Annotated in this window: 23 protein-coding genes and 3 pseudogenes; 17 read left to right on the plus strand and 9 right to left on the minus strand. The window is 64.2% G+C overall.

The annotated features are described in order from the left end of the window. The first annotated feature begins 82 nt into the window (after positions 1-82). Entirely contained in the window at positions 83-1,510 is a 1,428-nt protein-coding gene (locus BOX37_RS22715; RefSeq protein ID WP_071929399.1) for a hypothetical protein, read from the plus strand. A 142-nt stretch (positions 1,511-1,652) separates the two neighbouring features. Here the strand turns inward: BOX37_RS22715 and BOX37_RS22720 are convergent, their stop codons facing one another. Genes BOX37_RS22720 through BOX37_RS34690 form a run of 3 tightly spaced genes read right to left on the minus strand, consistent with a single transcriptional unit; the run spans position 1,653 to position 3,357 of the window. Beyond that, complete coding sequence (locus BOX37_RS22720; RefSeq protein WP_071929400.1) at positions 1,653-2,426, minus strand: tetratricopeptide repeat protein; 774 nt, start codon at positions 2,424-2,426, stop codon at positions 1,653-1,655. Next, complete coding sequence (locus tag BOX37_RS22725; RefSeq protein WP_071929401.1) at positions 2,423-2,995, minus strand: caspase, EACC1-associated type; 573 nt, start codon at positions 2,993-2,995, stop codon at positions 2,423-2,425. The genes BOX37_RS22720 and BOX37_RS22725 overlap by 4 nt, the downstream gene beginning before the upstream one ends. Then, a complete protein-coding gene (locus tag BOX37_RS34690) occupies positions 2,992-3,357 on the minus strand; it encodes an effector-associated constant component EACC1 (RefSeq protein ID WP_071929402.1) in 366 nt (121 codons plus the stop codon). Before BOX37_RS34690 ends, BOX37_RS22725 begins: the two co-directional genes overlap by 4 nt. Positions 3,358-3,777: 420 nt before the next feature. Between BOX37_RS34690 and BOX37_RS22735 the strand changes: the two genes are divergently transcribed. From BOX37_RS22735 to BOX37_RS22780, 11 genes and pseudogenes are all read left to right on the plus strand, one after another. Beyond that, complete coding sequence (locus tag BOX37_RS22735) at positions 3,778-4,512, plus strand: RNA polymerase sigma factor (RefSeq protein WP_071929403.1); 735 nt, start codon at positions 3,778-3,780, stop codon at positions 4,510-4,512. Between the two features lie 143 nt (positions 4,513-4,655). After that, the gene (locus BOX37_RS34190) at positions 4,656-4,862 is read left to right on the plus strand and encodes a hypothetical protein (RefSeq protein ID WP_156910491.1); all 207 of its coding nucleotides are present in this window, start codon (positions 4,656-4,658) and stop codon (positions 4,860-4,862) included. A 272-nt stretch (positions 4,863-5,134) separates the two neighbouring features. Beyond that, positions 5,135-5,992, plus strand: a complete 858-nt coding sequence (locus BOX37_RS22740; protein WP_156910492.1) for an RNA polymerase sigma factor — start codon at positions 5,135-5,137, stop codon at positions 5,990-5,992. Continuing rightward, positions 5,989-7,515, plus strand: a complete 1,527-nt coding sequence (locus BOX37_RS22745; RefSeq protein ID WP_071929405.1) for a DUF6777 domain-containing protein — start codon at positions 5,989-5,991, stop codon at positions 7,513-7,515. Before BOX37_RS22740 ends, BOX37_RS22745 begins: the two co-directional genes overlap by 4 nt. A 184-nt stretch (positions 7,516-7,699) precedes the next feature. Further along, complete coding sequence (locus BOX37_RS34695) at positions 7,700-7,909, plus strand: hypothetical protein (RefSeq protein ID WP_071929406.1); 210 nt, start codon at positions 7,700-7,702, stop codon at positions 7,907-7,909. Positions 7,910-8,182: 273 nt separating this feature from the next. Continuing rightward, positions 8,183-8,371, plus strand: coding sequence for a hypothetical protein (locus BOX37_RS22755; RefSeq protein ID WP_071929407.1), 189 nt, complete (start codon positions 8,183-8,185; stop codon positions 8,369-8,371). A 135-nt stretch (positions 8,372-8,506) separates the two neighbouring features. Further along, positions 8,507-10,145 (plus strand): annotated as a pseudogene (gene istA, locus BOX37_RS22760) (IS21 family transposase); the annotation flags it as partial. Beyond that, on the plus strand, positions 10,123-10,914 hold the full coding sequence (gene istB / locus BOX37_RS22765) for an IS21-like element helper ATPase IstB (protein ID WP_071929409.1): 792 nt from the start codon (positions 10,123-10,125) through the stop codon (positions 10,912-10,914). The pseudogene istA and the gene istB, both read left to right, overlap by 23 nt. A gap of 171 nt (positions 10,915-11,085) precedes the next feature. Further along, positions 11,086-11,988, plus strand: coding sequence for an aminoglycoside phosphotransferase family protein (locus BOX37_RS22770; RefSeq protein WP_071929410.1), 903 nt, complete (start codon positions 11,086-11,088; stop codon positions 11,986-11,988). A gap of 370 nt (positions 11,989-12,358) precedes the next feature. Next, positions 12,359-12,565: a pentapeptide repeat-containing protein gene (locus BOX37_RS33410; protein ID WP_084760970.1), complete on the plus strand. Its 207-nt coding sequence runs from the start codon at positions 12,359-12,361 to the stop codon at positions 12,563-12,565. A gap of 215 nt (positions 12,566-12,780) precedes the next feature. Beyond that, on the plus strand, positions 12,781-12,972 hold the full coding sequence (locus tag BOX37_RS22780) for a YegP family protein (protein ID WP_240505009.1): 192 nt from the start codon (positions 12,781-12,783) through the stop codon (positions 12,970-12,972). Between the two features lie 670 nt (positions 12,973-13,642). On the opposite strand, the gene BOX37_RS22785 is transcribed toward BOX37_RS22780, so the two are convergent. Next, on the minus strand, positions 13,643-14,287 hold the full coding sequence (locus BOX37_RS22785; RefSeq protein WP_167659975.1) for an AbiV family abortive infection protein: 645 nt from the start codon (positions 14,285-14,287) through the stop codon (positions 13,643-13,645). A 125-nt stretch (positions 14,288-14,412) separates the two neighbouring features. After that, the gene (locus tag BOX37_RS22790; protein WP_156910493.1) at positions 14,413-15,327 is read right to left on the minus strand and encodes a hypothetical protein; all 915 of its coding nucleotides are present in this window, start codon (positions 15,325-15,327) and stop codon (positions 14,413-14,415) included. 636 nt (positions 15,328-15,963) lie between these two features. Between BOX37_RS22790 and BOX37_RS22795 the strand changes: the two genes are divergently transcribed. Together BOX37_RS22795 and BOX37_RS34195 are read left to right on the plus strand one after the other, a co-directional pair. Beyond that, on the plus strand, positions 15,964-16,167 hold the full coding sequence (locus BOX37_RS22795; protein ID WP_071929413.1) for a hypothetical protein: 204 nt from the start codon (positions 15,964-15,966) through the stop codon (positions 16,165-16,167). A gap of 310 nt (positions 16,168-16,477) precedes the next feature. Further along, positions 16,478-16,678: a hypothetical protein gene (locus BOX37_RS34195; protein ID WP_156910494.1), complete on the plus strand. Its 201-nt coding sequence runs from the start codon at positions 16,478-16,480 to the stop codon at positions 16,676-16,678. On the opposite strand, the gene BOX37_RS22800 is transcribed toward BOX37_RS34195, so the two are convergent. From BOX37_RS22800 to BOX37_RS36210, 4 genes and pseudogenes are all read right to left on the minus strand, one after another. Continuing rightward, positions 16,679-17,365, minus strand: coding sequence for a recombinase family protein (locus BOX37_RS22800; RefSeq protein WP_084759993.1), 687 nt, complete (start codon positions 17,363-17,365; stop codon positions 16,679-16,681). A gap of 137 nt (positions 17,366-17,502) precedes the next feature. Next, positions 17,503-18,312: an AAA family ATPase gene (locus BOX37_RS22805; RefSeq protein WP_071929414.1), complete on the minus strand. Its 810-nt coding sequence runs from the start codon at positions 18,310-18,312 to the stop codon at positions 17,503-17,505. 2 nt (positions 18,313-18,314) lie between these two features. After that, positions 18,315-19,754 carry a Mu transposase C-terminal domain-containing protein gene (locus BOX37_RS22810; protein ID WP_240505010.1) on the minus strand — a complete coding sequence of 480 codons (1,440 nt, stop codon included), beginning with the start codon at positions 19,752-19,754 and terminating at the stop codon, positions 18,315-18,317. 239 nt (positions 19,755-19,993) lie between these two features. Continuing rightward, positions 19,994-20,341 (minus strand): annotated as a pseudogene (locus tag BOX37_RS36210) (recombinase family protein); the annotation flags it as partial. A 465-nt stretch (positions 20,342-20,806) separates the two neighbouring features. On the opposite strand from BOX37_RS36210, the gene BOX37_RS22820 reads away from it, so the two are divergent. The 3 genes and pseudogenes from BOX37_RS22820 (at position 20,807) to BOX37_RS22845 (ending at position 25,484) form a co-directional block, all read left to right on the plus strand. After that, positions 20,807-22,231, plus strand: coding sequence for a hypothetical protein (locus BOX37_RS22820; protein ID WP_156910495.1), 1,425 nt, complete (start codon positions 20,807-20,809; stop codon positions 22,229-22,231). Positions 22,232-22,489: 258 nt separating this feature from the next. After that, positions 22,490-23,751: pseudogene (locus tag BOX37_RS33415) on the plus strand (IS3 family transposase). Positions 23,752-23,939: 188 nt separating this feature from the next. Then, positions 23,940-25,484 (plus strand): DUF3375 family protein, encoded by a 1,545-nt coding sequence (locus BOX37_RS22845; RefSeq protein ID WP_167659976.1) that lies wholly within the window; start codon positions 23,940-23,942, stop codon positions 25,482-25,484. The last annotated feature ends 6 nt before the right edge of the window (positions 25,485-25,490 follow it).

A 25,490-nucleotide genomic window follows, 5' to 3' on the forward strand; every position in this document is an offset into this window, starting at 1 on the left:
AGTGCCAAACTCGACTTTCTACAGCAGGCTGGGCTCGAATCCGCGCAAGTGCCCGGACTGGAGCTTCGTACAGTCAATCATCATGGTTCTGCTGGACGCGTCGGACCATCCCGATTCTCAAGGTCATGGTCAGATCGGCACCCTTGACGCCTGGAAAAAGTTCCAGGGCGCCGCCCAGATGGGCCAGATCGTGGATTCGCCTCTCACATCTCTTGCATCGGTGCCGAGGCTGACCCCGACCGAGTCAGCGAGGCAGCAGAAGCGAGCCGCCGAGAAGGAGCGGGCCGATCTCTTGACGGGTAGCGGCGTGGTCCAGACCCTTCGCAGTATCTATCCGAACTACGATCTCGTTCGACTGTGGGATGTCGACTACCCTATCTGTGCCTTCCCTGCGCCAGAGTCCGAGCATCTCGATTGGGAAGCTGTCCTCGCTGGTAAGCCGCAGGGTGATGTCCTTCCCTCGAAGAAGGACTACTCGGACAGGTTCGATCGTGACGTCTACGACCGATTCGTCGCTCTCAACGACCGATTCGACAAGGCCGAGGACCTCGGCGTTGATACGCGCGCGTTCTTCTCCGGCTCCACTTATGCCTTCGAGAAGCTCTGGTTCGACGACGCAGGTGCACCGCGCCTGGACTGCAAGTTGGGCCGATACTTCGCGTCCATCGCGACCTCGGAGGACCTCGATAAGGAGCTGATGGACGCTCTGCGGCCTGATCGCGACGGTGTGGTCAGGCTGGCCGATCTGCCGCGCCGGTCGTGGTTGCACCAATCCACCGACAGGGACGGCTCCATAATCGACCCGGTTGTCGCCGGCTCCACTCGCGCCGCAGCGCTATCGCACGCCACTGTCCTTCTCGTGGCAAATGGTACTGACCGCTACGACCTCCTTCTGCCGTTCCGCTCCGAGGCGGTCGCCACCCACGCCTACTTCAACCACGTGGCGCCGTCAGGAATCCTGTCTCCCCACTTCGAGGACCCGGTTCCGTCGATAGACGAGTGCTCAGTGGAACGAAACTTCTTCCGCGAGTGGGTAGAAGAGATCTACGCCCAAGATGCCTTCGAACGTCCAGAAGGCATAGATGCACCCGACCCGGAGTACGCCCCCGAAGTGATCCGGCTCAAGCAGGCGATCAGTGACGGGCGGGCGGCTCTGTACTACACAGGAGTCTCTGTCAACCTCCTGACCCTGCGCCCGGAGATCTGTTTGGCGCTGGTGGTCCACGACTCCACCTGGCTGAAGGAGGAGACACGCACCGCGCGGGAGTTCGGACGCCCGATGCGGTTGGGCTGGGAATACAGCGACTCTCGACAGCCGATACACACGCTCTCCGACAACCAACGAACTGATGATCCCCGCATCTGCCTCGAAGCTCCCGACTTCCGGCCCGTGAACTCCGCGACCTTCGACCGCGGATACCTGGTGCCCAATGCCGCCGCGGCAATACATCTAGCGTTGCGAATGCTCAACACCTGGCCTACCCAGCCGCAGAACGGATCAGGAGTCTAGGAGCCTAACCGGACAGCGTCAGAATTTCGTCGAAGCGACTTCAACTTTGACGCTGCTCGCGCTGGCATACCGGCGTGGTGTTGGGGTGTACCCCAACTAGACAAACTTCGAATCACGAACGCGAGTACTCCACCAGGAGCTATCAGTCCACCTCCTTGCGGTTGCCAGTGTCGGCGGCTTTGCGGTTCCAATGTTCGGCCTCGGTCAGGTCCCCACGCCGCTTGAGCAGGACACCGAGTTTAATCATGGCGTTCGGGTGGCCTATGTCGGCGGCTTTGCGCCACCAGTGTTCGGCCTCGGTCAGCTCCCCACGCTGCTTGAGCAGGACCCCGAGGTTAATCATGGCGGTGGTTTCGCCGATGTCGGCGGCTTTGCGCAACCAGTGTTCAGCCTGGGTGATCTCCCCACGCTCAAGGTGCAGGCCCCCGAGGTGGGACATGGAGTTGGTGTCGCCTGCGTCGACAGCTTTACGCCACCAGTGTTCGGCATCGGTGAGCTCCCCACGCTGCTTGAGCCGGATCCCGAGGTCGGTCATGGCGTACAGATGGCCTGTGTCGGCGGCTCTGCGCCACGAGTGTTCGGCCTCGGTGAGCTCACCACGCTCCATGTGCACAGCCCCCAGGATGGACATGGCGTCGGTATTGCCGAGCTCAGCGGCTCGGCGCCACCAAATTTCGGCTTCGGCGAATTCACCCTGATCCCAGAGCATGTTCCCGAGTTTGTTCATTGCGTTGGTGTCGCCGAGCTCGGCGAGACTGCGGTACTGGCGCTCCTGGGTGTCTCCAAAGAGCTTGAGCTCGCCGGCGGCATCAACCGTACGTCGTTGGGGTCGGGGGTGTCCGTGTTCGATGAGGTGTTGTTCGGTACGGAAGTAGAGCTCATCGAGAGTGAGATCCGCGGTGTTGGCCGCAGTCAATAGAGCGGCAGTGAAGGCGGTGTTTCGGTTGCCGTGGGGAGCGAGGGACGGTTCGTTGGCCGCCGAAGAGGGATCGTGTAGGTGCCACGGATACCGGTCTCCCCCGCGATCACGCTGGCGGTGTCGCTCATCGCTTCGAACGCCCGACCGGAGAAGCAGCAGTCCAGGATCAGGATGCGCGCGGTGGCGCGGGATTCGAGAATCTCCTCACGCAACGTCTGGAACGGCACCGAGGTCCAGGAGGGCCGTGTCGGGTCGGTTCCAGTCACGGTCAGGTAGAGACGACCGCGGGAGTCGAGGACCCCGTGCCCGGTGTAGTAGACGAACAGAACATCGGTGGCTTCACCAGCGGCAGCAGCGACGGAGTGCCCGATCTGCGCGCCACTGACCGGGTCAGGCAAAGCGACACAGTGTTCGGTAGCGAATGCCCCACCGGTGGAGGTCAACGCTGTGCTCAGGTCGGTGAGGTTGTTGAGCGCGGCGGGGATCGCGGTCAGATCGGGGTGGGTGTAGGTGGCGGTGCCGATGAGGACCGCACGCGAACCCTGACCTCGGGATGGTGCGGTCACTGTGGGGTGTCCGCCTCGCCGAGCAGCTTGTGGATCTCGCGGACGAGTTCGGGAGCTTTGATGATTGCGGCATCGAGTTCGAGTTCGATGCCGTTGCGTTTCAACGTGATCTTGACCTGGGAGCGGCGGGTCTTCAACCAGGCGTTCAGTGACATGGCCAGGGCCGTGCCGAATCCGCCGGCGCCGCCTGCAACGGTCAGGACGTCGTAGACATCGCCCATCTGACCTTCACGGATCTGTGGGGTGGGAAGGCTGACCCGGCCGCGTAGCGCGTCGTCGTTGCGGAACCACTCCAACAACCGGAACAGCTCGTCGGAGTCTCCGCTGGTCCGAATCGTCAACTGGCCGTTGAGGTCTGTCATGACGCCATCTTGCCCGACCCGCAGAAATCGGTCAGGCGAAGCCCGCCTAGGGGCGACCATGCCCGATATCCATAGTTATCGGGCAACATGTCCGGTGCGAACTCCGCCGGAGTGCACCAAGTGCACCGAAACGCACCAAGTGCACCACTTACGCCCCAACCGCTTTCGGAGTGAAGTGGACGCCGTGCCCTCCACCTCCTTCGCTGTGCCTACGCCGGACCTGGGCGAGCGCTCCTGCGCGCGCCCAGGTTTGCACCGCAACCCGAAGCGCCGACCGCACTCCATCGCGCTGGCCGACCGGCCTGGGACCCCGGCTGAAAAACTCGCGAGATGTCGGTGCAACACACAGCCCAGAACCCGCCGTATGACCAGTAATCGCTTGCATCCGTGCGGCGCCTGACACACCCGCGAGGACTTCATATGCGCAAGTACATCGACTACACCGGAAAGCTGACTGCTGCCGGTCAGAAGGTCACTGCTGAGCTCTACGACCCGGCGATTTCGGCCATGATCAAGTGGCTTGCCGACGGCGTGGCCGGTCAGTATTCCCGCTACGGGAAGCTACCCCGGAACGTCCTCGACCTCGCCGAGTTCGATCGCGATCTGCGCGAGGACATCGCGCTCGAAACCTTCATGGCCACCCTGCCCGGCTTCCTCGCCCGGCTCGACCGTGAATTCGACGACACCCGTTCCTCGATGAGGACCTACTTCATCGGTGCCTGCCGCAACCGGCTCGGCGATGTCATCCGCGCACACCAGGTGACGATCGCCGAACTGCGGCCCAACACCGATGAACTGTTCGCCGTCCTGCGATCCCCCGACGCCGGCCTGGCCGACTTCGAAGGCCGCGATCTCGCCCGCTACCTCCTGCTGCGAGCACCGGATGACCTGCGAGATGTGCTGATGCTCCACATCTACGACGGCATCACCGTCTTCGATGCCGCCACGGAGCTCGGGCTGAATCCGTCGACGGTGCGCACGCAGCTGCGCCGCTTCAAGAAGAAGATCCTGCGGCAGCACTTCCTCGGCGAGATCGCCATCCCCGAAGACACCGGTCTCGGACAGTGGATCCGCGCCAGATCCCAGGTCGAGTTCGGCGACCCGCCGCTGCGGGGCAATGCCACCCGGGTCGTCGCGCGCCTCCGAGTCGGATAGGCGCCGCATGAACTGTGCCTGGCCCTGGCGGATCCGCGATCGGGGGCCTCCCTGAGGGCTGTCCTCGTCTGCTGCAACAGGCGAGGACAGCCGGGGCACCTCAACTTCGCAATCGCTGACAGCTCTCACCATCGAGGTAGGAAATGACTGTAGTAAGGCCGCCAGAACGGTCGGCCCAGCCCCGCGACGACAACGCTGCTGCGCCGACGCCGTCTGTCGCCGGAGCGGAGAAGTCTCGGAGGGTGTTCTTCTCCGCGGCGATCGGCTCATTCACCGGCCGGATCGTCGGTGACTGGGCAACCGAGATCCGCAGGGAGTGGCTCCCGAAGATCTGGGACTGGCTCGCGTAGCTCACCAGGACGCGGTCGTGGTGGGATCCGGGGCCCCGTATCCCACCACGCGCAGTGCCGGGAGCGACGCCGGAGATCTCGACACGTTTGTCCGACACCTGGACTCGCCTGCTCGACTTCGGGAGTGATGGTGTTGAGAACCGATCGATTTTCAACAGCGACCGTAGGGGCGGCGAACCGCCGGCGGCCTTCGGCGCCGAATGAGCTGGGATCTGTTGAAACTTCTTTGTCCAACCGCGTACGCGTTGGCTCGGTCGCGCCTATAACTGTGCGTGTTCTCTTCGCCTCGGCGATCCGTTCTTGTGCTTCCGGGCAGAAGGTGGTCGATGTCCGATCCCACGGACGAACACGCGCTCGGTCGTCCCGCCGATGGTGCGCCCGGTGTCGGCGTCGACGCCGAGGAGCTGGCAAGGCTGGAGAGGAAGGCCCGCGATATCGAGCTGCTCGCTGCGGCTCACGAGGCCGGGATAGACAGCTGGCAGTTCAAGGAACTCGAGCGTGAGCTGGTGAAGTACGCGCTGCCGGTGATGCGGGCGTGGATACGTAGCGAGGCCGTGTACGTCAAGGCCTCCGAACTGATCCAGAAACGCGGCGGCTCGTTCTCGGCCACCCCGCAGGAGCGTCGACGCGTACGCAGCGATGCGGGGCTGCGCGACGATCTGCTCAACGAGACGCTGGTCGAGGCGATCAAAGGGTTCCGTGCGCAGGTGTTCGCGGGAACGGGATGGGATCCGGACAAGGGCGCCGACATCCGCACCTTCTTCACCAACGGCTGCGTCCTGAAGTTCATCAGTGTGTTCCGGCGCCTGCTCAAACCCGCCGACCAACCGGCATGGCATGACGATCTCGATGAGGCATTCTCCCTCATCGGCGGCAGCATGGTGTTCCCGCCTGTCCAGTCGGCTTCCCCGGAAAGCGTCCTCGACGACGTCGAAGGAAACCGCCTCTGGGACCTGCTGACACCGTTGGAACGAGAGATCATCGCCGCCAGGTTGGACGGCTACTCGACCAGTGAAATTGCTGAGATCTGTGGATTGCCGACACCCGGAGCGGTACGTGCCGTGCTGCAGCGACTTCGGCAGCGGATGCCGGGAATCTATGCGCGTTTGAAGCTGGAGGAGGACCAGTGACCACCACTCCACCACCAGGCCCGTCCCCTTCCGAACGGCAACGGTTCCGCCAGCTCATCGAGGACTCGACCCTCGGCTCCGAGGGCGGGCGCGCGCTACGTGAACGCACCTCCGACACCGAAGTCGACCAGCTCCTCGCCCGCGCCGACAACCAGCGCACACCGCCGCCTGACGACCCACCTTCAAGCCGAGACCGGTTGCATCACAAGAAGAAACGGTCACCCGCACGGAAGTCGAATGGCGACCAGATCCGCGACCGATACGCCGTCGGCGGGGCCTACATCGGCGGTGTGGTCGCCGAGGGGGGATCCGTTGTGGTTCGAAACAACGTGATCAGCCGTGCCCGGCGCCCAGGATGGCGGGGTGTGGTCGTGCTGGCGGTCCTGGTGCCGTTGATGGTGTTCGGTGTACGCGTGTTGTTCTTTTCCGACAGTACGCAGGCGCCACCGGTCACGATCGATGCGCAGCTGCTGCGCGCCGATGACCCCGGTGGCACGCCGTATCTGTCGGTACCGCCCCCAGGATCTGCTCCACCCTCGGAGCCGATCACCCCGTTGGTGACTTTGCCTGGAGGCACCAGCAGGTATTCGGGCGGGACCGACGGCCTCTACAGCGGTATTCGCGATCAGATGATGGGGGGACGTGAACAGATCATCGACTTCTACCGATCCGACCGTGCGGCGGCTGCGGCGGCTGCGGCGGCTCTCGAAACCGATGCCACGTTGACGTGGCCGGGAGGGCCTTTGACCGCCGTCAACCTGGTCGACTATCTGAACGAACTGACCGCGGTGTGGCTACGCGCCGATACCCGCGTCACCGACTACGCCACCAACTGGGGTGACGGCGGCACAGCCAACCAGGTCGTGCTGCAAATGGGGACCGTGGTGCTAATCGATCGAACCGGGGTCCCGCGGATTCGCAGCATCAGCGGATCACCACTGACCGCGCCCGAACAAGTCGCCACACACATCCACTACACCGGCACCGCTTGGCAGGAGTTCTCGCCCGCGACCGTCGTGACGATCACTCCCAGCGCGCCGCTGCAGGCCTTCACGTTGTTGGATCTGCGCGGGGGCATCCTGTTCTCGCGGCCCAGCGGAACCGTCGGTGTTCAGGACCAGGACGCATCCACCACCACGACACCGCCGGCCACGACGACCACCCTGCCGCCGGTACCGATACCGGGAGGGGCTCTCGCCGACGTCGATACCAGCGGGGACTGGCTGCTCGAATCAGAACGCAGTGGAGTGTCCGGAACGTTTACACGAACGGGGCCGACTTCCTTCCAGTTTCGGACCGAAAACACCAGCGAACACGTGGGGTGGGACTGCGAACTGCGTGTCCAAGGCATCGATGCGGCCACGATGAGATGCCTCCCCCTCGCCGGGCCTTCGCCGGTGGAGTGGTCCTCCACCGGGAGAGTCACGATCTTGCACGACAACGAGGGGCGTGTCCGGCTCTACTACACCGGGAAGGTCGAACCGGGCACGGGCGTGGCAACGATGATCCTGCGATACCCATAGCCTTCCGGGCTGGTGTAGGGGGTGGAGTCGCCGCGCGTACGCGAATGCGAGAAACCTCTCAGCACCGCTTCCAGGCGTACGAGTCCCCACGTATCAGGCCTAGACCCTCATGAATCAGCAAACCCAACAGTGGATTTCGGGGCCTTCCCGACTATCCGCAGGTTGCCGACTATGAGGGAACTCGATGTTGTCATACGACCAACTGCGCCAGCGGATCAAGTACCTCTACTTCGTGATCTGCGTGCTCCTCAGCCTCCTCAGCGGAGTCATCGGAGCGTGGGTGGCCCGCAGCGCGGAAAACTCTTGGGCCACCTGTTTTTTCACCGGCGTCGGGATCTTCACCGGAACGCTCACCCTGTTCGTTCTCGTTCTGACATTGCTCTGGACTGTCTAGACAGTCGGGCAGCAGTCCATCAGCCGCACGGCGAGGTCGACGACGACAAGCGCCGCGCGATCCTGGCCCGTCGCGCCGAAGCCAGACCCTGCGCGAGATCTCGCGCGGTGCCGGGGTCAGCCTCGCGGTCGTGCACGGCGAAGTGCCGGCGGCCGAGCTCGCCGTCGGGCAGGATCGCCCCATGCCCGACGTCAGCGTGTACGACGAGCTGCTGCCCTCGCGCCGCACCGCCGACAGCGCTTCGGCCTGATCGACCTCACCAGAGAGAACACGATGGACGACTGGACGACCCCACATGAGCTGCCCTGGGGTGGCGACCCGAAGGCAGGCTGGACCCCAGAGCAGCACCAAGACTGGGCCGACGCCGAAGCTGAGCTGTATGCGTCGGGGTACCGGCCGCCGCAGCCGGTATGCGAGCTGCTCGACACCATTCCCCCGGCTGGTTTTATCGGTCATCTCTGACGTCACCGATCGGTGGATGCCAGCGTCGCTGGCGATCGGAAGATGTTCGTATCGGCGAATTTTGACGTCGTGATCTTAGTTGCGGTGCAAGGATGCGTGTGCTTCATCCCGAACTTGCGTGGAAGAAGGTCACAGTTGCCCCGTCAGTCGAAGGTCGAGCTGTATGCCGCGATCCCGCGTGATGCCCGAGCGGGAGTGACGGGCAGGGCACTACAGGCCAAGTACGGGGTAGGTTGGCGCACCGTACAGGCCGCAACCGAGTCGGTCTGGCCAGCAACGCGCAAGCAGTATCCGAAGCGGGCCTCCAAGCTCGACCCGTTCAAGTCGTTCATCGATGAGGTACTGCAGGATGACCTGCGGGCTCCGAGGAAGCAGCGGCACACTGTCAAACGTCTTTATGCCCGACTGATCGACGAGCACGGGATGGACGAGATCTCGTATCAGACGGTCCGCGACTACGTCGCCGAGCGCAAGCCACAGATCAAGACCGAAGTCGGGAGGGGCCCGGCCGAGGTGTTCATCCGGCAGACCCATCGGCCGGGTGAAGAAGCCGAAGTCGACTTCGGCGACGTGACGATCCGACTGCGCGGCGAACTGGTCGTGGTCTGCTTGTTCGCGTTGCGGATGTCGTTCTCGGGCAAAGCCGTCCACCGCTGCTTCCTATCCGCGGGTCAGGAAGCGTTCTTCGAAGGCCACGCGCATGCGTTCTCGGTGCTGGGCGGGGTCCCCACGATCAATGTCCGCTACGACAACCTGCGCGCGGCGGTGTCGCGAGTCCTCGGATTCGCCCGGCTCCGTGAAGAATCCGACCGTTGGACAGCGTTTCGCTCCCACTATGACCTCGAAGCGTTCTACTGCCAGCCCGGGATCGGCGGCGCCCACGAGAAGGGTGGCGTCGAGGGCCAGATCGGCTGGTTCCGGCGCAACCACTTCGTTCCCATTCCCGAAGTCGAGTCGATCGACGAGTTGAACGAGATGATCGACGCCTGGGATCTCTCCGACGAGCAACGGCGCATCGGCGCACGCCCCCGCACCATCGGTGAACTGTTCGCCGTCGAGAAACCCTTGCTCAAACCTCTTCCGGAGGAGACATTCGAGACTGGGCGGTGGTTCACCCCGCGCGTCGACAAATTCTCCCAGATCACCGTCCGCACGAATCGCTACTCGGTTCCGGTCCGGCTGATCGGACGCCAGGTCCGGGTCCTGCTCCACGCCAACCACCTCATAGTGTTCGACGGCCGCACCGAGGTCGCCCGCCACGAGCGCCTGCCGGCGAAAGCTGGAACACGCCTGGATCTCGACCACTATCTGGAGGGGTTGCTGCGCAAACCAGGTGCACTGCCTGGTGCGACCGCGCTCGAGCAAGCCCGCTCGGCAGGCAAATTCACACCGGTCCACGACAGTTGGTGGTCGGCAGCGCGGCGAGCACACGGTGAGCGCGACGGCACTCGGGCGTTGATCGAAGTCCTTCTTCTTCACAGGCATCTCCCGCACGAACATGTCGTCGCCGGCCTGGCCGCCGCACTGCAGGCCGGGGCACTGACCGCGGACGCGGTCGCGTTGGAGGCCCGCAAAATCGGCGAGTCCAGTCCAGCCGAGACACCTGTGGTCGATCTCGATGGCCCGGGCACCGTCTCGTCGTTGACCCAGCGTCGGCTCGCGTCGCTGCCCCCGGACCGGCGGCCGTTGCCGTCGGTGACCGCCTATGACCAGTTGCTTCGCCGCACATCCACAACGAAAGGGAGTTCCGCATGACAACCACCACACCTCGACGGCACGGCATGACCGAGCAGGCGGCCGACGCCGCGGTCGACCAGGCCTGCCGAATGCTGAGACTTCCCACAGTCCGGTCCCAGTTCAACGAGATCGCCGAAGGCGCGACCCGCGATCAGATGACCTACCGGGCGTTCCTGGCCGAGTTGCTGATGGCCGAATGCGACGACCGCGCACGCCGACGCTCCGAACGCCGCATCCGCGCAGCCGGGTTCCCGCGCGACAAGTCGCTGCGCGCGTTCGACTTCACGGCCAACCCCAACATCGAGGAAGCAACGATCAACACCCTCGCCAAGGGCGATTGGATCAAGAAGGGGCTTCCCCTCTGCTTGATCGGCGACTCCGGCACCGGCAAGTCACACCTGCTCATCGCGCTGGGCACCGAAGCTGCCATGCAGGGACACCGAGTGAAATACACTCTCGCCACGAAACTGGTCAACGAACTCGTCGAGGCCGCCGACGAGAAGCAGCTGACCAAGACGATCGCCCGCTACGGCCGCGTCGATCTGCTCTGCATCGACGAGCTCGGCTACATGGAACTGGACCGCCGCGGCGCGGAACTGCTGTTCCAGGTCCTTACCGAACGCGAGGAGAAGAACTCAGTCGCGATCGCCTCCAACGAGTCGTTCTCCGGTTGGACAAAGACCTTCACCGACCCGCGGCTCTGCGCCGCGATCGTCGATCGGCTCACCTTCGGAGGCCACATCATCGAAACCGGCACCGACTCCTACCGACTCGCTCGCACAGCCGCCGCGGCTGCTGCGAGGTGACGTCGCTATTCGCCGATAGATCCCAGTTCAGGGCATGATTTGATGTCAGTTGCACTGCGCTGGTCTGAATGTTCGTTCGCTGTCCTTTGAGGCCGGGATGGTTTGGGTCGACGGTCATGCGGGTGGTGCTTGCGCGTCGAGACCAAATCTGGGCGCGCATACAGTCGGATTGTGATCGAGATTCCCGATGATTTCGCCCGCGAGACCGTTCTCCGAGAGGGAGATCCCGGCAGGACATGGATATCAACGCTTCCAGGTTTGGTCGATGAACTGCTGCAACGGTGGGACTGCGTGCCCGACGGGTCGGTGCTGCACGGCCACATCGGAATCATCGTGCCGGTGCGACACACCGACCTACCTCCCTCGGTCATCAAGGTGTCGTTCCCGCATCCGGGCAACGTCTATGAACCGGACGCGTTCAGTGTCTGGAACGGCAGCGGAGCAGTGCACCTCTACGACCGTGACGATGAACAATTCGCCATGCTGCTCGAACGGGCTGGGCACGGAACGCTGGCCGACGTCACCGACTTCGACCAAGCCGTCAGCACGCTGGGCCAGCTGTCTCAACGCCTCGCAGTCGACGCACCAGAGGGATTGCCGAGACTCAGCGACCTGGTCGCAGACTGGGAGACCGAGATCCTCACCACCGCCGCCGAACTCGGCGATCCGCTGCCACGCCGAGCTCTGGACGCCGCCATAGCGACCTTGCGGGAACTCGGCCCAGACCAACCCGACACCCTGGTACACGGCGACCTTCACGACGCCAACGTCCTGCCAGGCGAGCGGGAACCCTGGCTTGCGATCGACCCGAAAGGCTACGTCGGTGACCGGGCCTACGACACGATCACTGTGATCCGCAGTATCCGCTTCGCGCATCTGCTGTTCGGTCCGAACCCCGAACAGGGCCTTTCGCGCGGCCTGGACCTGTTCTGCGAGTCAGCGGGCATCGACCGCGAGCGGGCCCGCCGCTGGGCACAGGTCCGTGCGATCAATGCAGCGCTCTGGGGACGCCAACACCACGACCCAGACTGGGTGATCCAAGCCACCGACCAGCTCGTCGACATCCTCACATAGCGCCGCAGGGGATCGAACCGCACCCGGCCGACTGAGCCGTCACCAACACGCCGGATCCTCTGGACTCGAGCTGACACGAACGGCCACAACTAACGTCATTTTTCACCGTCACGATCGAACTAGACCTTGCCTGCGTGACGCCAGAATTCATCGACAAACGGTGCCAGGATTCGCTGGCATAACCACTAAGCCGAACGGGAACATCGAGCGGTGTTGACCTACAAGTGATTTCAAGTCGTGGTGACCGATGAGTGCGGCTACGGCCGGTTCGGGACGTTGTCCCGTGTTGAGCTGGAGCGGTTCTTCTACCTCGATGACGAAGACCGGAAGTTGATCGCGGGTCGGCGTCGGGACTACAACCAGCGCGAACCTGCGCGGCGCGGACCTGACCGGCGCGAAACTTGGCGACGCGGACCTGACCGGCGCGGACCTGGGCGGCGCGGACCTGAGTGGCGCTTACCACGATGAGAACACTGAGTGGCCGAAGGGGTTTCCAATACCGGCCCACCCTGGAGACTGTGCTGACCTCTGCATCCGCAGCTTGCTCGGGATCCCGGGACGTTGCGCGTGTTCGTAAAACCCGTACGCGCTCACCATCCACCGCGGTCTTACTGCAAGAGCAGGATGGCCGCCGAGACAAAGCCTCGGCGGTCATCAACGCCCTGACCGGAACCTAGTGCAGGTCCCGGCTACTGGCTCGTTCCCTCCTGCGGCGAGGTCCTTCCAGCCCTGCGTCGGCACATCGTCGGGGATCACGTTGATCGCGAGCTGGAGATCATCGGGATTGTCCTGGTGCCAGTCCGACTGGCGCGCGGACTCAAGGCGGGCAACGGCGAGATCATCGCGGCGTACGGGTCCAAGGAGTCGGCGAAGAAGGGCATCTCCTCGGTGCAGACCAACGCCGTCGGCGCGGCGATCGTGGACACCACCACGACCTATAAGCACCGCATCAGCAAGGATCGGCGGTCAGCTCTCTCCACCTGAGGTCGACCACATGAGTTCCTGCTCGTCCCAGACCCCGTGCTCCGAACGCCATGAGATCCGAACCGCGCACTTGTCTGGGGGGCCAATGCCCGGCATGTCCGGCCCTCGGAGGTTGTCCGGCAGGTTCTGGAGCCATGCGGGCTTATGCCACTCGGTCTCGACTTCGACAGGTGTGTCGCAGTCGAGAGCTTCGAAGCTTCTTTTCACCGGTTTCGCGAAAGGAGCTTCGAGAGAGATAACTACGTGATGGGCGGTATCAAGCCCTCGATTCACTACCGAGACGCTGTAGTGGCCCCGAGGGCCACGGCCGACCGACCCTGCCGTCTCCAGGATTTCCCACCGGAAGTTCCTGCGCTCTGCGGCTCGTTGTTCCGCCTTCTCGGCTCGCTGCTCTGCTGTCTTGGCTCGTTCTTCTGCAGCCGCAGCTCGGAGATCAGCCTTCTCGGTCAGCTTGTATGCCTTGCGTGCATGCCAGATGCTGGCCCCGCCCATGATCAGGGCCACGGCTGAACTGATGTACGGAGCAGCGGACATAAGTCAATGCAAGCACTGAACTGAGCACGTTCTGCGCCCCCGCGCCGTGCGGCTTGGAGGCTGGCAGTGGACCAGCCGGGGCGCGGATACTCGGAAACTCGTTTCGGGAAGCTCGCGGCCGTCCAGCCCGCGCGGTTCAAGACTCGTCTGCTGCCGCTGATATCTCGGCGATGAACTCGGCGAACTCTTCGGGGTGCGCAATCGGCGTCAGTTCACTCTGAAGGTCGTAAGTGGAGTCGTAGGGCTGGTCGCCGTCCCGCATTCGGGTGTGATCCCTGATCAGCGACATCTCGGCGAGCTGGGCTACGACCTGCAACTCACTCAGGACAGGGTCGGGCTCGACATCGAGCGGGGAACCGAACCGCCCGCCTTTACCCGCCGCGGAGTCGACATAGAACCCTGCCTGCTTGTCGCTGTTGAGGTGGTCGATCTCGGCCTGGCTGCTCAGTGGCGGAATGTCGTCGTAGTCGCCCCAGAACGGGCCCAACTCTCGGCTGTAGCTGTCGGTGGCCGCGATCTTGTTCGGGTGGCTGGTCGAGAAGCTGAGGTGGTGCTTCGGGAACTCACATATCCCCCGGCCCTCGGTCCAGCTGAGGTGGGCGGTGTTGTAGACCGCGTTGGCTCGCGCGAGTTCCTCGCGAGCCAAGATCAGCAGCGACCGTGCCCGCCCCGCTGACTCGTGCTCGAGCAGGGTCTGAGCGTCACAGATCAACCCGACCACGTTGGCCGTCAGCGCTCGCCAATACCGGCGCGATACCTCTGGCTTCATCTTCACTCCCATGCCCGCATGATGGCCTACCCCACCGACGTGCAGCCGCAACATCGTTGTGCGCAGTCCAGCCCATAGCGCTGCGACACAGGCATGAGTGTTCGCGGGCCGGTGTGCAACTGCGTGCTGAGCGAGTGCTAGAAGATGGGTGTTTCGTCGTCGAAGTGCTTCGCCCCAGTGGGTTGGTTCCCCGCTGGGAACGATGCCCATGGGTCGATCTCGGGTACGGCTTCCGGCCACCGATTCATGGGCTTCGGCTCAATGTCGGTGTTGGATACTTTCGGCTCCGTGTCGGGCTTGGATGTCGCCGGCGGGATGTACAGCGGGTCCAGCCGGTAGAACCGGCGCTTGATGGTGCGGTAGCCGACGTCGTGCGCCGCGTCGACATAGTCCTCGCGCATGGTGGCGACGCCCAGGTTCACCAACGTGTTCAACCCGTTGAGGCGGGTCGCCTCGGCCATCCCATGGCGCTCCCGGAACGCGGTGTTGGAGAACCAGATCTCGTTTCTGGAGTCCAAATTGGTGTAGTAGATCAAGAGCAGGTACATCGCCAGCGCTCGCGCATCGAGCTCGCCGATGAGGCCTCTGGTCCACAGGGTTTCGGGGACCCTGATGAAACTCGGGTACGGATCCAGATGCGGCCTCACGTACGGCTCGCCGGTGCCGAGCTCGCTGCGCAGGCTTACCTTCGGCAGCAGGCCATCGCGGCCGGCTTCGAGCGTGATGAATCCCCGACGGTCGAGCTCTCTCAGATTCGCGACCACGGACCGGCCTGCCGCCTGACCTCGAGGCTCGGGCAGCCCGATCATCTCCGCCCACCAGCCTGCCGAATGCTTCGTGCTGTGAGGCGGCTTCGAACACACCCACAGCGCGGTCAGCAGCAACGCCAGCCGCTGCCGTCCGCCGCGGCCGCCACCGGCTGCGCCCTGGCTGCTCATGAGCCGGTTGAGCGGTGTCGGCTCGCCGCGCTCAGACCGGACCACGAACTCCCGACGCAACGGCGCGCCGTAGTGCCCTCGCAGACGCGAGGCCACCTCGTTGGCTGCGGTCAATCGGACTGGTCTTCCCATGACAGCCTGCTGCCCTCCTGCGTGCGGCGGAACGCGTTCCTGATTAGTAATAACATATGACCTAACGATACAGGGGGGTCTAACCTCACGCTAGCGTCGAAGATCCCAGCCGGGTACTTGCGAGCGGCGATGCCGGTGCCGTAGCTTCGGACTTACGTCGTCGACACCGCACCTGAAACGCCTCCTCGGAGGCAGCACCGTCGGCCGCCCCTTCAGAGCGCTCTGGAGTCCGGCGCATAAAGCGTGCGTGGAGCCCCGGGGAGGCCAGGTATGTCTTCCCGGGGTTTTGCGCGTCTGGTGCCCCCTCGGCGCGACCACCGTCTTCTATCGCGGCATTGCGGGGTCGACCTGCGACGACAGCGTCGGATCGCCCCGGCGCCGTGTACTCGCCTCACCGGCGCCCCAGCTGCCGTTCTCTCAGTCGTTCGAGACGGTGGAGATCCCGGCGTCGCCTCGCCACCGCGGCCGCGATGAGTGCCTTCACAAATCGCACGCTGGAAGCTTTTGCACCCCTGGTCGATACCGTGCGCGTCGCACGCTCGAAAACTGTTCTGACCAGCGATCCGCAGACAGGCGGGCGTGCTACACCAACCACCGGATCGCGATAGAGGAGACACCATGAACCTGTCCTGGATGGACTCGGTGAAGGACGCGATCAACAACAACAGCGCGGTCAGAGCTCAGCAGGCCCGGATGCTCGAAGACATCCGCGAGACGATGCGGCCCGAGCTCGACAAAGCCGGGCAGCTGATGGCGATGAAGATGCAGGGCCCTGACATCTCCTGGATGTCGCGCCCGGCCGGGCGACGACGCAGTCGGTAGGCGTCACGCCGGGGTGCTGCACCTGCTGGTGCAGCACCCCGCTTTTCAGTAGTCGAAGTCGGGATCGGCGAATAGCTTGCAGGCGAACAGGATGCCCGCACGGAAGTCGTCGGGGGTGCGGCCGGATCTCCTCGCCGAGCCCGACCAGCTCGTCGGCCGGCGAACTTCTTCGCCATTACCGATGTTCTCCCTCTTCGGAATTCGTCGCGACCGCCAGCGTGCCTACCGGCGACGCAAGAGCAGCTCTGCAGGCTCGCCGCAGTGAACGGCGCAACACTGGATTGCCCCAGTCCGGGTGCACAATCCAGTCATGCCGTCATGGACGCCCTCATCCGGAAAGCCTGACACCAAAGAAGACGATGACGTTCTTCAGCACATCCCCTATTTCGAGAGCAAGGAAGCGGAATTTAACCGCGAAGGTGATCCTGAGGCCGCCGCTCAGTGTCGCGAAGCCGCCGAAGAGTATCGGGCGGAGGCCAAGCGCCGTGGACTGATCCCCGCCGACGAATAGTCAGGTCGTGATCGAGACCGCGGAGGAGTCGATGCTCGGCTTTCCGGCGGCGGCGAGGTCGGGGACGTACTTGTAGATCGTCGAGCGTGAGACGCCGAGCAGCCGGGCGACCGAGGAGACGGTTTCTTCGGGCCGGGTCAGGATCGCACGGGCCTGGCGGATCTGTTCCTCGGTCATCGCCGGTGGACGTCCGAGGCGTTGCCCGCGAGCGCGCGCGGCGGCCAGGCCCTCGTTGATGCCTTGGACGATGAGTTCGCGGATGAACTCGGCCAGTGCGGCGAAGACGTGGAAGACCAGTCGCCCGCCGGGGGTGGTGGTGTCGATCGCTTCGTGCAGCGACCGGAACCCGATGTCGCGCTTGCGGAGTCCGGCGACGATCGAGATCAGATCCTGCAGCGAGCGGCCGAGCCGATCCAATGACGGTACGACGAGGGTGTCGCCGGCGCGCATGTACTCAAGGCACTTCCACAGTTCGGCGCGCTCGGTGTCCTTGCCCGACTTCTTGTCGGTGAAGATCTTCTGGCAGCCGGCCGCGGTGAGCGCGGCGAGCTGGCGGTCGAGCAACTGGCCGGTGGTCGAGACCCGCCCGTACCCGACGAGCGCTCCCCCGCCTCCGATCGGATCGAGCGCATCCCCGTCGAGGACAAGCGGTTCCGGGAGATCGAGTGCGGTCGACTTGGAGACCATGCCCGGAACTGTACGAGAAAGGGCTGACACGGATTTTTGAACACTCCGACTTTGCAACATGTTTTCTCGACACCGTAACGGCGGACCCGTCCTGGCGCTGTGAACTCGCAGCGATAAGTGGCGGTCTTCTCGCACGTCTAGGTGGCGCCGATAACCAGTGTGCTGCGGGCGGTTTCGACGACGTCGGCGGTGATGGTGTGCAGGTCGTTGATCTTCAGGATTCGGTGGATCTGGGCGAACAGGCGTTGAAGGAGACGGAAGTTGCCGCCGGTGATACGCGCGACCGCAGCTACGGCTTGGGCGTCGGTGAAGTCGCCAGAGTCCAATTCCAGGCCGAGTTTGTGCCAGTGCCGGGCCAAGACGAATGTCAGCTCCTCGCCGGTCAATGGCCGGTAATGGTGGGCGAATCCGACGCGGCTGTAGAGCTGGGGGTAGCGGGAGAAGGTCTTCTCGATGCCGGGCATGCCGATGAGCAGAAGCCCGTGTTCACTGCGGTCATATCGGTCGCGTAGGTGCTCGATCCCGATCGCGGACAGGCGTTCGGATTCGTCGATGACGACCAGCTCGACGTAGTCGGGCATCGGGCGCGGACCGACGTGGGTGTCCACGTGCTGGTCGATACAGATATTGACCCGGCTGTGCAGCCGTTTGAGGTCTTCGCGCAGTTCGCGCGGGGCGGCTGCGACGGTGGGTGTGTAGAACACCGTGCGTGAGCGTGCCAGTGCGGCGTAGATGTCTTTGTCTGACTCCTGGCGGGGTCCCCAGTCCCTGAGCAGGGGTTCGGCCTTGTCCCACCGGGCGTAGCGGGATGCGGACAGGGTTTTCCCGATTCCTGCTGCTCCGTAGCAGATTCCGATGGTGCGGTCGCGTTTGACGGTGTCGGCGAACTCGACGAAGCGGCGGTATTCCTTGGTGGCGATGAACGGCCAGTTCCGCGGCTGCGGCATTCTCACTCCTCCAGGTAGGCGCGAAGCGGTGGCGCCGGCGGTGGCGCCGGACTCGTGGGAGCGCGGACGCGCGAGGGTGCGGGCAGGTAGTCGGCCACCACGGTGATGCGTTCGTTGATCTGGGCGCGGACGCGCTGGCGGTAGGCACGGCGAGCGGCCTGAATGTCCCTGAGCCCGATGGTGTCCCCGGTGTGGTCGGGGCTCACGGCCTTGCACAGGAATCGATTCTTGTGAAAGACCCGGATCTCGGTGATGTCGCGCGGGTCGTAGCGGATGGTGACCGATTCGCGCACGTACGCGGCCAGGGCGGGATGCAGGAATCGCAGGCCTTGGAAGTGAATGCCGTCGCGGTGCACCATCCGTCGCGCGGCGACCTGCACCAGCAGCACGTCGAGATGTTCCAGGCTCTCGGGCATGCGCGGGAGCCAGCCCTCGGCAATCCATGCCTGTTGTGGGGTGCATCCGATCTCCGAATGCACGCGCCGGTGATAGGTGTCGGTGAGGAACCGGCCGATCTGCTCATCGAGCTCGCGCAGCGACACCGCCGGTGCGGTGACCGGCTTACCGGCGATGAGATGGCCGGGCAGTTCGGCGAGTAATTCGGTGTTGATGCTGCCGAAGAACCGCTCGATCTTCCCGCGGCCTTGCGGGCGGGCCACCGTGGAGTGCACGATCTGGAACTTCAGATCGGCCGCGACGTGGGCGAGGTGCTCGCTGGTGAAGTCGCTGCCGTGATCGACGTACAGGATTTCGGGCAGTCCGCACATCGGCCACGCCGGGTCGGATTTGGTCCAAATCGCCTGGCGCAGCGCCAAGGACGTGTTCAGCGCTGAGGGTGCGCCCAGGGTGACGGTGTAGCCGGTCACCGCCCGCGAATAGTCATCGAGCACCACCGTCAGCCACGGCCGGCGCGCGGTCTCGGAATCCAGGACCAGGATGTCGAGTTGAGTGTGATCGACCTGCCACATGGTGTTCGGACACTCGGCGCGGCGCCGGTAGACCAGCTCGAAGGTATCGCGGAACGCGACCGTGCCCTCGTGCGCCAGGGTGAGCACGGCCGGGTCGAGGGCGGTGACGATCGAGCGAACGGTGTTGTAGGACACCGGTACCCATCCCTGGTCGGTAGCGATCCGGGCGCATCGGCGGGTGATCGCCGCCAGTGATGGGCGCGGGCGTCGTAGCGCCATGCCTTCGATCAGGCGCACCAGATCCGGGCGGGTGCGCCGCTCACCCGATCGGCGCCGGGCTGGGGCGAGCCCCGCGAACCCTGCGGTTCGGTAGCGGCGCAGCCACCGTTGAGCGGTCCGCAGTGGCACACCGGCTTCGGCCGCGGCGCACGTGAGCGGCACCTCGTCGTGCAGGTGGGGACGCAATACCTCGAAGCGGCGCATCGCGTGCCGGCGCTCGGCGTCGGTCAATTCGGTCAATTCGACCGTGCTCATGCCTCCATTTTTGCTGCGGCGGCGGAGAGATGGCGGTAAATGGTGGGTCGGGTGACGCCGAATTCGGTGGCGATCTGCTCGACGGTGTACCGGCGTTTGCCGTGGTCGTCGAGTTCGTCGTACATCTGCCGGGCGAGGGCTACCTGCCGTGGTCCGAGTTTGGGCTTCTGCCCGCCGGTTCGCCCGCGGGCGCGGGCGGCGGCCAGACCGTCGCGAGTACGTTCCGACATCAGGGCGTGCTCGAATTCGGCGATGGAGCCCAGGATCTGAAAAAACATGCGCCCGACCGCGGTGGAGGTGTCGATGCCCTGATCGAGCACCACCAGATCGACCTCGCGGTCTTGGAGGGCTTTCGACAACTCGATCAGGTGCTCGAGGGAGCGGCCGAGGCGGTCGAGTTTGGTTACCACCAGTTGGTCGCCTGGTCGGTGGGCCACAAGCAGCGCTTTGCTCAGCTCCGGGCGCAGGGCGAGTTTGCCCGAGGCCTTGTCGAGGAAGATCTCCTCGCACCCGGCCGCGGTGAGTGCGTCGTGCTGGGCTTCGGGATGTTGATCGCGGGTCGAGACCCGCCCATAACCGATTCTCATGGCGCGGAGTGTATTACGAACCTCCGACAGGTTGACATTGCCGCGTACACAGCAAGCGTTACAGAACCGACCTGCGGGAAACCGGTTCGCCACTGAGTGTCTCGAGAACAATCGTTTCCGATCCGCGAAGCCACGCGCGTTACCGCGGACCCCGCTGGGCTGATGGTCAGTCTCGGCCCCTTGGTACCGATCAATTCTTGACCGGATCTGTCCATCGCTGTCCGATGCTGTCCGTTGGCGATGCCAACACCACCTCCAGCGGTTGAACTTGATACATGAACTCCAGCAAGCGAATCGGCAACGGGATGTGGCACGAAATCGGGGCGACTGTGCGGCAGGCGATGGCTAGCTGGGCACACACGGCACGGTTTGTCGTGATCGTGGTGGTCGTGGCTTGTCTCGAGCCACTCCACTGGGTTCAAGCCATTTGGCCCCTCTAACCCTCCGACCTAAGGAAATCCAGCCATGACTACACCGGCAAGCGAAAACCAGTCCCGACTGGCGGCCGAGCTCGAGGTGCTGCGCGATGCATGCGGCAGACCCAGCTTCGGACGCATCGAAGCAGCGGCCGCGAAATCGAACCGGTTTCTTTCTCGAAGCGCTGCGTGGGCCGCGCCCAGGGGAAAAGGCATGCCGTCTCTCGAGGTCGTGCTCGCCTTCGTGGAGGGATGCCACGGCTACACGCAAGAGGTAGGCGTCGCGGTCAGCGAGGAACTTTTCTCCGAACAGGTATGGACGGCCCGATGGACCGAGGCCCAGAAGACGGCGAGACCACCCTCCTCGGAGTTTCCAGATGGAGTGCCCTACAGCACTCGGACAGATGCCGGCGGACCAGCCAACGGCCGGATAACCGAACAGCTGACTACGACTGACCTGGCGTCCGAGCATGCCCGCGCAACATTGGACGCCGTATCGGTGCCGGGGTTCTTCGCCGTCGATGACGCGATCTGCCTTACAAGCTGGGCGCAACCAGTGGGCAGCGTGATTTGCCGGACGGTCGACGGCGCACTCGACAGCTCTCGGTACCAGCGAATCGAGGACCCGACACGAGGACAACTCGAGCAGGCCATCGACACATCCGCCCGGGACCCGGAGGTTAGTGCGTATCTGCGACAACAACTTCCGGAGGACGTCGAGCACGGCACCCACGACTACAAGGTTTCGGTGTCGAGGATCCTGCGGGGCAAACCAGGGGACACGATAGCGCCCCAGATACTGGTCGAACCCCAATTGTGGTGGGTGGAGAACACTTTCAATCGACAGCTCCTCCGGGCCCATCGGACAGGCCCCGCAGCGGCAGACAAAGAACAGAGCCACCTACGAGACCTCGCAGGACGCCTCGTGGGTGCACTGCTCGATACCGACAACGATGCCGGCAACTACCGGTTCCGGTTCCCCTCCAGCCTCTATGTCGAGGTGGCGGTCATCGACCAAGACGACCAGATCCTTTTGCTCTCCAAAGACCCCCGCGCAGGCGGTGGCGAGGCACAGAGCGGGCGTCGATGGACATGCTCAATGGAGCAGGGGGTCAAGGTGTCCGACATTGTCGCAGGTCAAGTCGATATCACCGGTGTCGCCCTGGGCGGCCTCAAACGCGAGCTGGGTATCGACAGCACTGACGTACTGGGCATCGAGTTCAGTGCCATCGCACTGCAATCGAGGCACTTGAACTGCGCGGTGCTGGGGGTGGCGAGAACTTGTAGAAGCGTGTCCGATATCGCTGCCGACGCAGATGCGCAACGACTCGACTACTTCACCGCCGGGCGAACGGCAACCCTCCAAGAGGCAACCGAGTTGATCCACAATCCCTCCGGAGCGTTCGCTCGGGACAAATGGCATGTCACCGCGCGCATGCGAATGATCTTGGCGCTGGCTCAGAGAGGACTGTAGGAACCATCGCGGCCCGGCAACAGAGCCGACGCCACACCCGCAGCGCTTCGCCAGCTTGATCTAAACCGGTCAGCGCATCCGCCGCTGGTGCTCCGAGTTCGATACTCGTGTCGCTCAGGTCATCTCCGAGAGTCGGTTGGTGGCCGCGCGACCGTTCGACGCCGGAGACACGCGGGACACACTCCAGGCTTGACCCAGCCCAGAACGTGAGTCGCCCCGGCGTGTCCGGGGACTTCATCTCTTGGAGAGGATGGAGTCATGTCGAGGAGCAAGTACCCGCCAGAGCTGCGTGAACGTGCGGTGCGGATGCTGGTCGAGATCCGGGATCAGCACGAGTCGGAGTGGGCCGCGATGCGGGCCGTGGCTGACCTGCTCGGCGTCGCGACGCCGGAGACAGTCCGGCAGTGGGTCCGGCGGGCCCAGGTCGATGACGGTGCCCGTCCTGGCATCACCAGCGATGAGTCCGCGGAGTTGAAGCGACTGCGGCGTGAGAACGCAGAACTCAAGCGCGCCAACGGAATTCTGAAAGCCGCGTCGGCTTTCTTCGCGGCCGAACTGGACCGGCCTCAGCGCTGATTGTGCGGTTCATCAGCGAACACCAGGGTCACCGCGAGGTCGGCGGCTTGCGATGGGGTGTCGAGTCGATCTGCGCCGGGCTGGCCGAGCTCGGCGTGAAGATCGCCCCATCGACCTATTACGAACAGCGACAACGATTTCCGACGAAACGGGAAGTCGCCGACGAAGAGCTGAAAGTCCAGATCAGGCGGGTTCACGGCGAGAACTTCGGTATCTATGGGGCACGGAAGGTGTGGTTGCAGCTCAATCGTGAGGGCATCGCGGTAGCCCGCTGCACGGTCGAACGATTGATGAAAGCCCTCGGGCTGGCTGGGGCGGTGCGTGGCCGGATCAAGCGCACTACGGTCGCTGATCCGGCCGCACCGCGGCCGGCGGATCTGGTGCGACGCCGGTTCGCGCCGAGGGCGCCGAACTGATTGTGGGTCGCCGATATCACCTATGTGTCCACGTGGTCGGGGTGGGTGTACGTCGCGTTCGTCATCGATGCTTATGCCCGGCGGATCCTGGGTTGGCGCACCTCGACAACGATGACGACCACGTTGGTTCTCGACGCGATCGAGCATGCGATCTGGACTTGAGAAGGAGCGGGAGCCGAGGTGAAAGATGTTGTGCACCATACGGATAGAGGCGCGCAATATACTTCGATTGCGCTGACCGAACGTCTCGCCGAGGCCGGGATACAACCGTCGGTCGGGGCAGTGGGATCTTCGTATGACAACGCACTCGCCGAGACGATCAACGGCCTCTACAAGACCGAGCTGATCAAACCACGTAGCCCGTGGCGCAGCGTCGAGCAGGTTGAGTTCGCCACCGCTGAATGGGTCGACTGGTTCAACCACCGGCGCCTCTATCGGTACTGCGGTGACATCCCGCCTGCAGAGATGGAATCGGCCTACTACGCTCAACACCCAGCCCAGCAACCTACCGGGCTGTCACACCAATAAGTCTCCGGACTCACCGGGGCGACTCATCAAGGTCAGCGAGGACGCGTTGTGTGGATCACGACGGTGTCTGCCGACCGAGCTCCAATGCAAGGCCGTCGTGCCGGCTGCGAGGAATCCGAGAAGCAGCAACCTGTCGGCGGGCGATGCTGTAATGAGACAGGAAGCTGCTCAGGGCTAGGGGGTTTGGATTGGCCGAATTGACTGCGGAACAGCTCTTCCACGAGTTCCGCAACAGTGCGATAGCGGATGTCTCGCTGTCGTTGTTGCGGTCCCGGGGCGCGCTGCTCGACCTGGCGCTTATGGCCGCGCACCTGGGAGACGGGCAGATCGTCGACGGGCAGACCCTGACCGCGGCGATGGACGCCGATCTGCCGGCACTGCTGCGCGGGAGTGCCGCAGAGGAGGGCGGTGCCGAGCAGGAATCGGGGGGCGCTGACGAGGTGCTCACTCGATGGCGAAAAAGGAACTGGGTTCACCGCAGTGCCGACCCGCGTGATCCGCGGGTGGAGCGATATCAGTTGACCTCGGGGGCGCATGCGGCGGTACGGCAGATGCGTAATCTGCGGCGGCGTACATCCGTTGCGACCGGGTCGGGTCTGGGCATCGTGATGTCGGAACTCCACCTGATCGCCACCGAGGCGAACCCGGATCGAGCGGCTCGCCGGCTCGCGATCGACGAACGGATCGCGAAACTGGTCGCGCAGCGCGATGCGCTCGACAGCGGCGCGGAGCTCACGGTGGATCACGCGGAGCTGGTAGACAAGATCGCCACGCTGGCCGAGCTCGTTGACCGGATTCCCTCCGACGTCGCCAGTTACGGCGAGCGGATGCACACCAATACCGCCGCGCTGCTGCGGCAGAGCCTCTCCGATGATGCGATGGAGTTCGCCGAGTCTCTTCAGCGCATGTTCGACGGGCATGACGTGATCGCGGAATCACCTGAAGGCCAAGCATTCCGGGCCTTCGCCACGCTCATCGCGACGCCGTCGCAGCGTGCCCAGCTCGAACGCGATATCTCCGAGATCATCGACCGGGTCGAAGGACTGCCAGCACATCTGGAGCGGTCACTGAACGGATTCATCGGTGCCATGTGGCAGCGGGTGCGCGAAGTCGAGGACATTCGCCGCATCGCCTTCCGCCGCATGAGCAACTTCGTGCGTGGCGGAGATCTGACGCACTATCGGAGCATGCGGACACGGATCAGCGAAGCGCAGGCCTCGGCGGCGCTGGCGTTCCAGCACACCCATGGCAGCCGTGACATCGGCTTCGTCGTGCCGATGAGTGGCGTGGATACCCATTCGGTGGGTCGGCTCCGGCTCGACCAGGGCCTGACCACCAAGCCCGCGGCGGTACAGGACACCAGTGCGGAGTTCGCGATCGATCCGGCGGAGATGGTAGGGCGGGAATCGATCGACTGGAGCGCGTTGCGTGAGGCTGTCCACGCGACCATGGCAGCGCAATCGGGCTTCGCTACATTATCCGAAGTGCTGAAACGACTGCCCGCCGCGCGTACTGGCGACGTCATCGGATTATGGTCGCTGGCAACACGTTATGGCGAAGTCGATGACACCGCGACCACCCCGGTTCGGGCGGTCACCGCAGGCGGACACCGGGAAATCTTGGTTCCTTACGCGATATTCGGCGAGCCCATTCCCGCTCCGGCCGCCCCGGTACGCGCACCACGCCGCCTGGAACGGCAGCTGACCCTGGCCGAGGAGCTGAGCGATGAGTGACACAAC

Origin of the sequence: Nocardia mangyaensis (assembly GCF_001886715.1) — a bacterium.
GTDB classification, from domain to species: Bacteria; Actinomycetota; Actinomycetes; order Mycobacteriales; family Mycobacteriaceae; genus Nocardia; species Nocardia mangyaensis.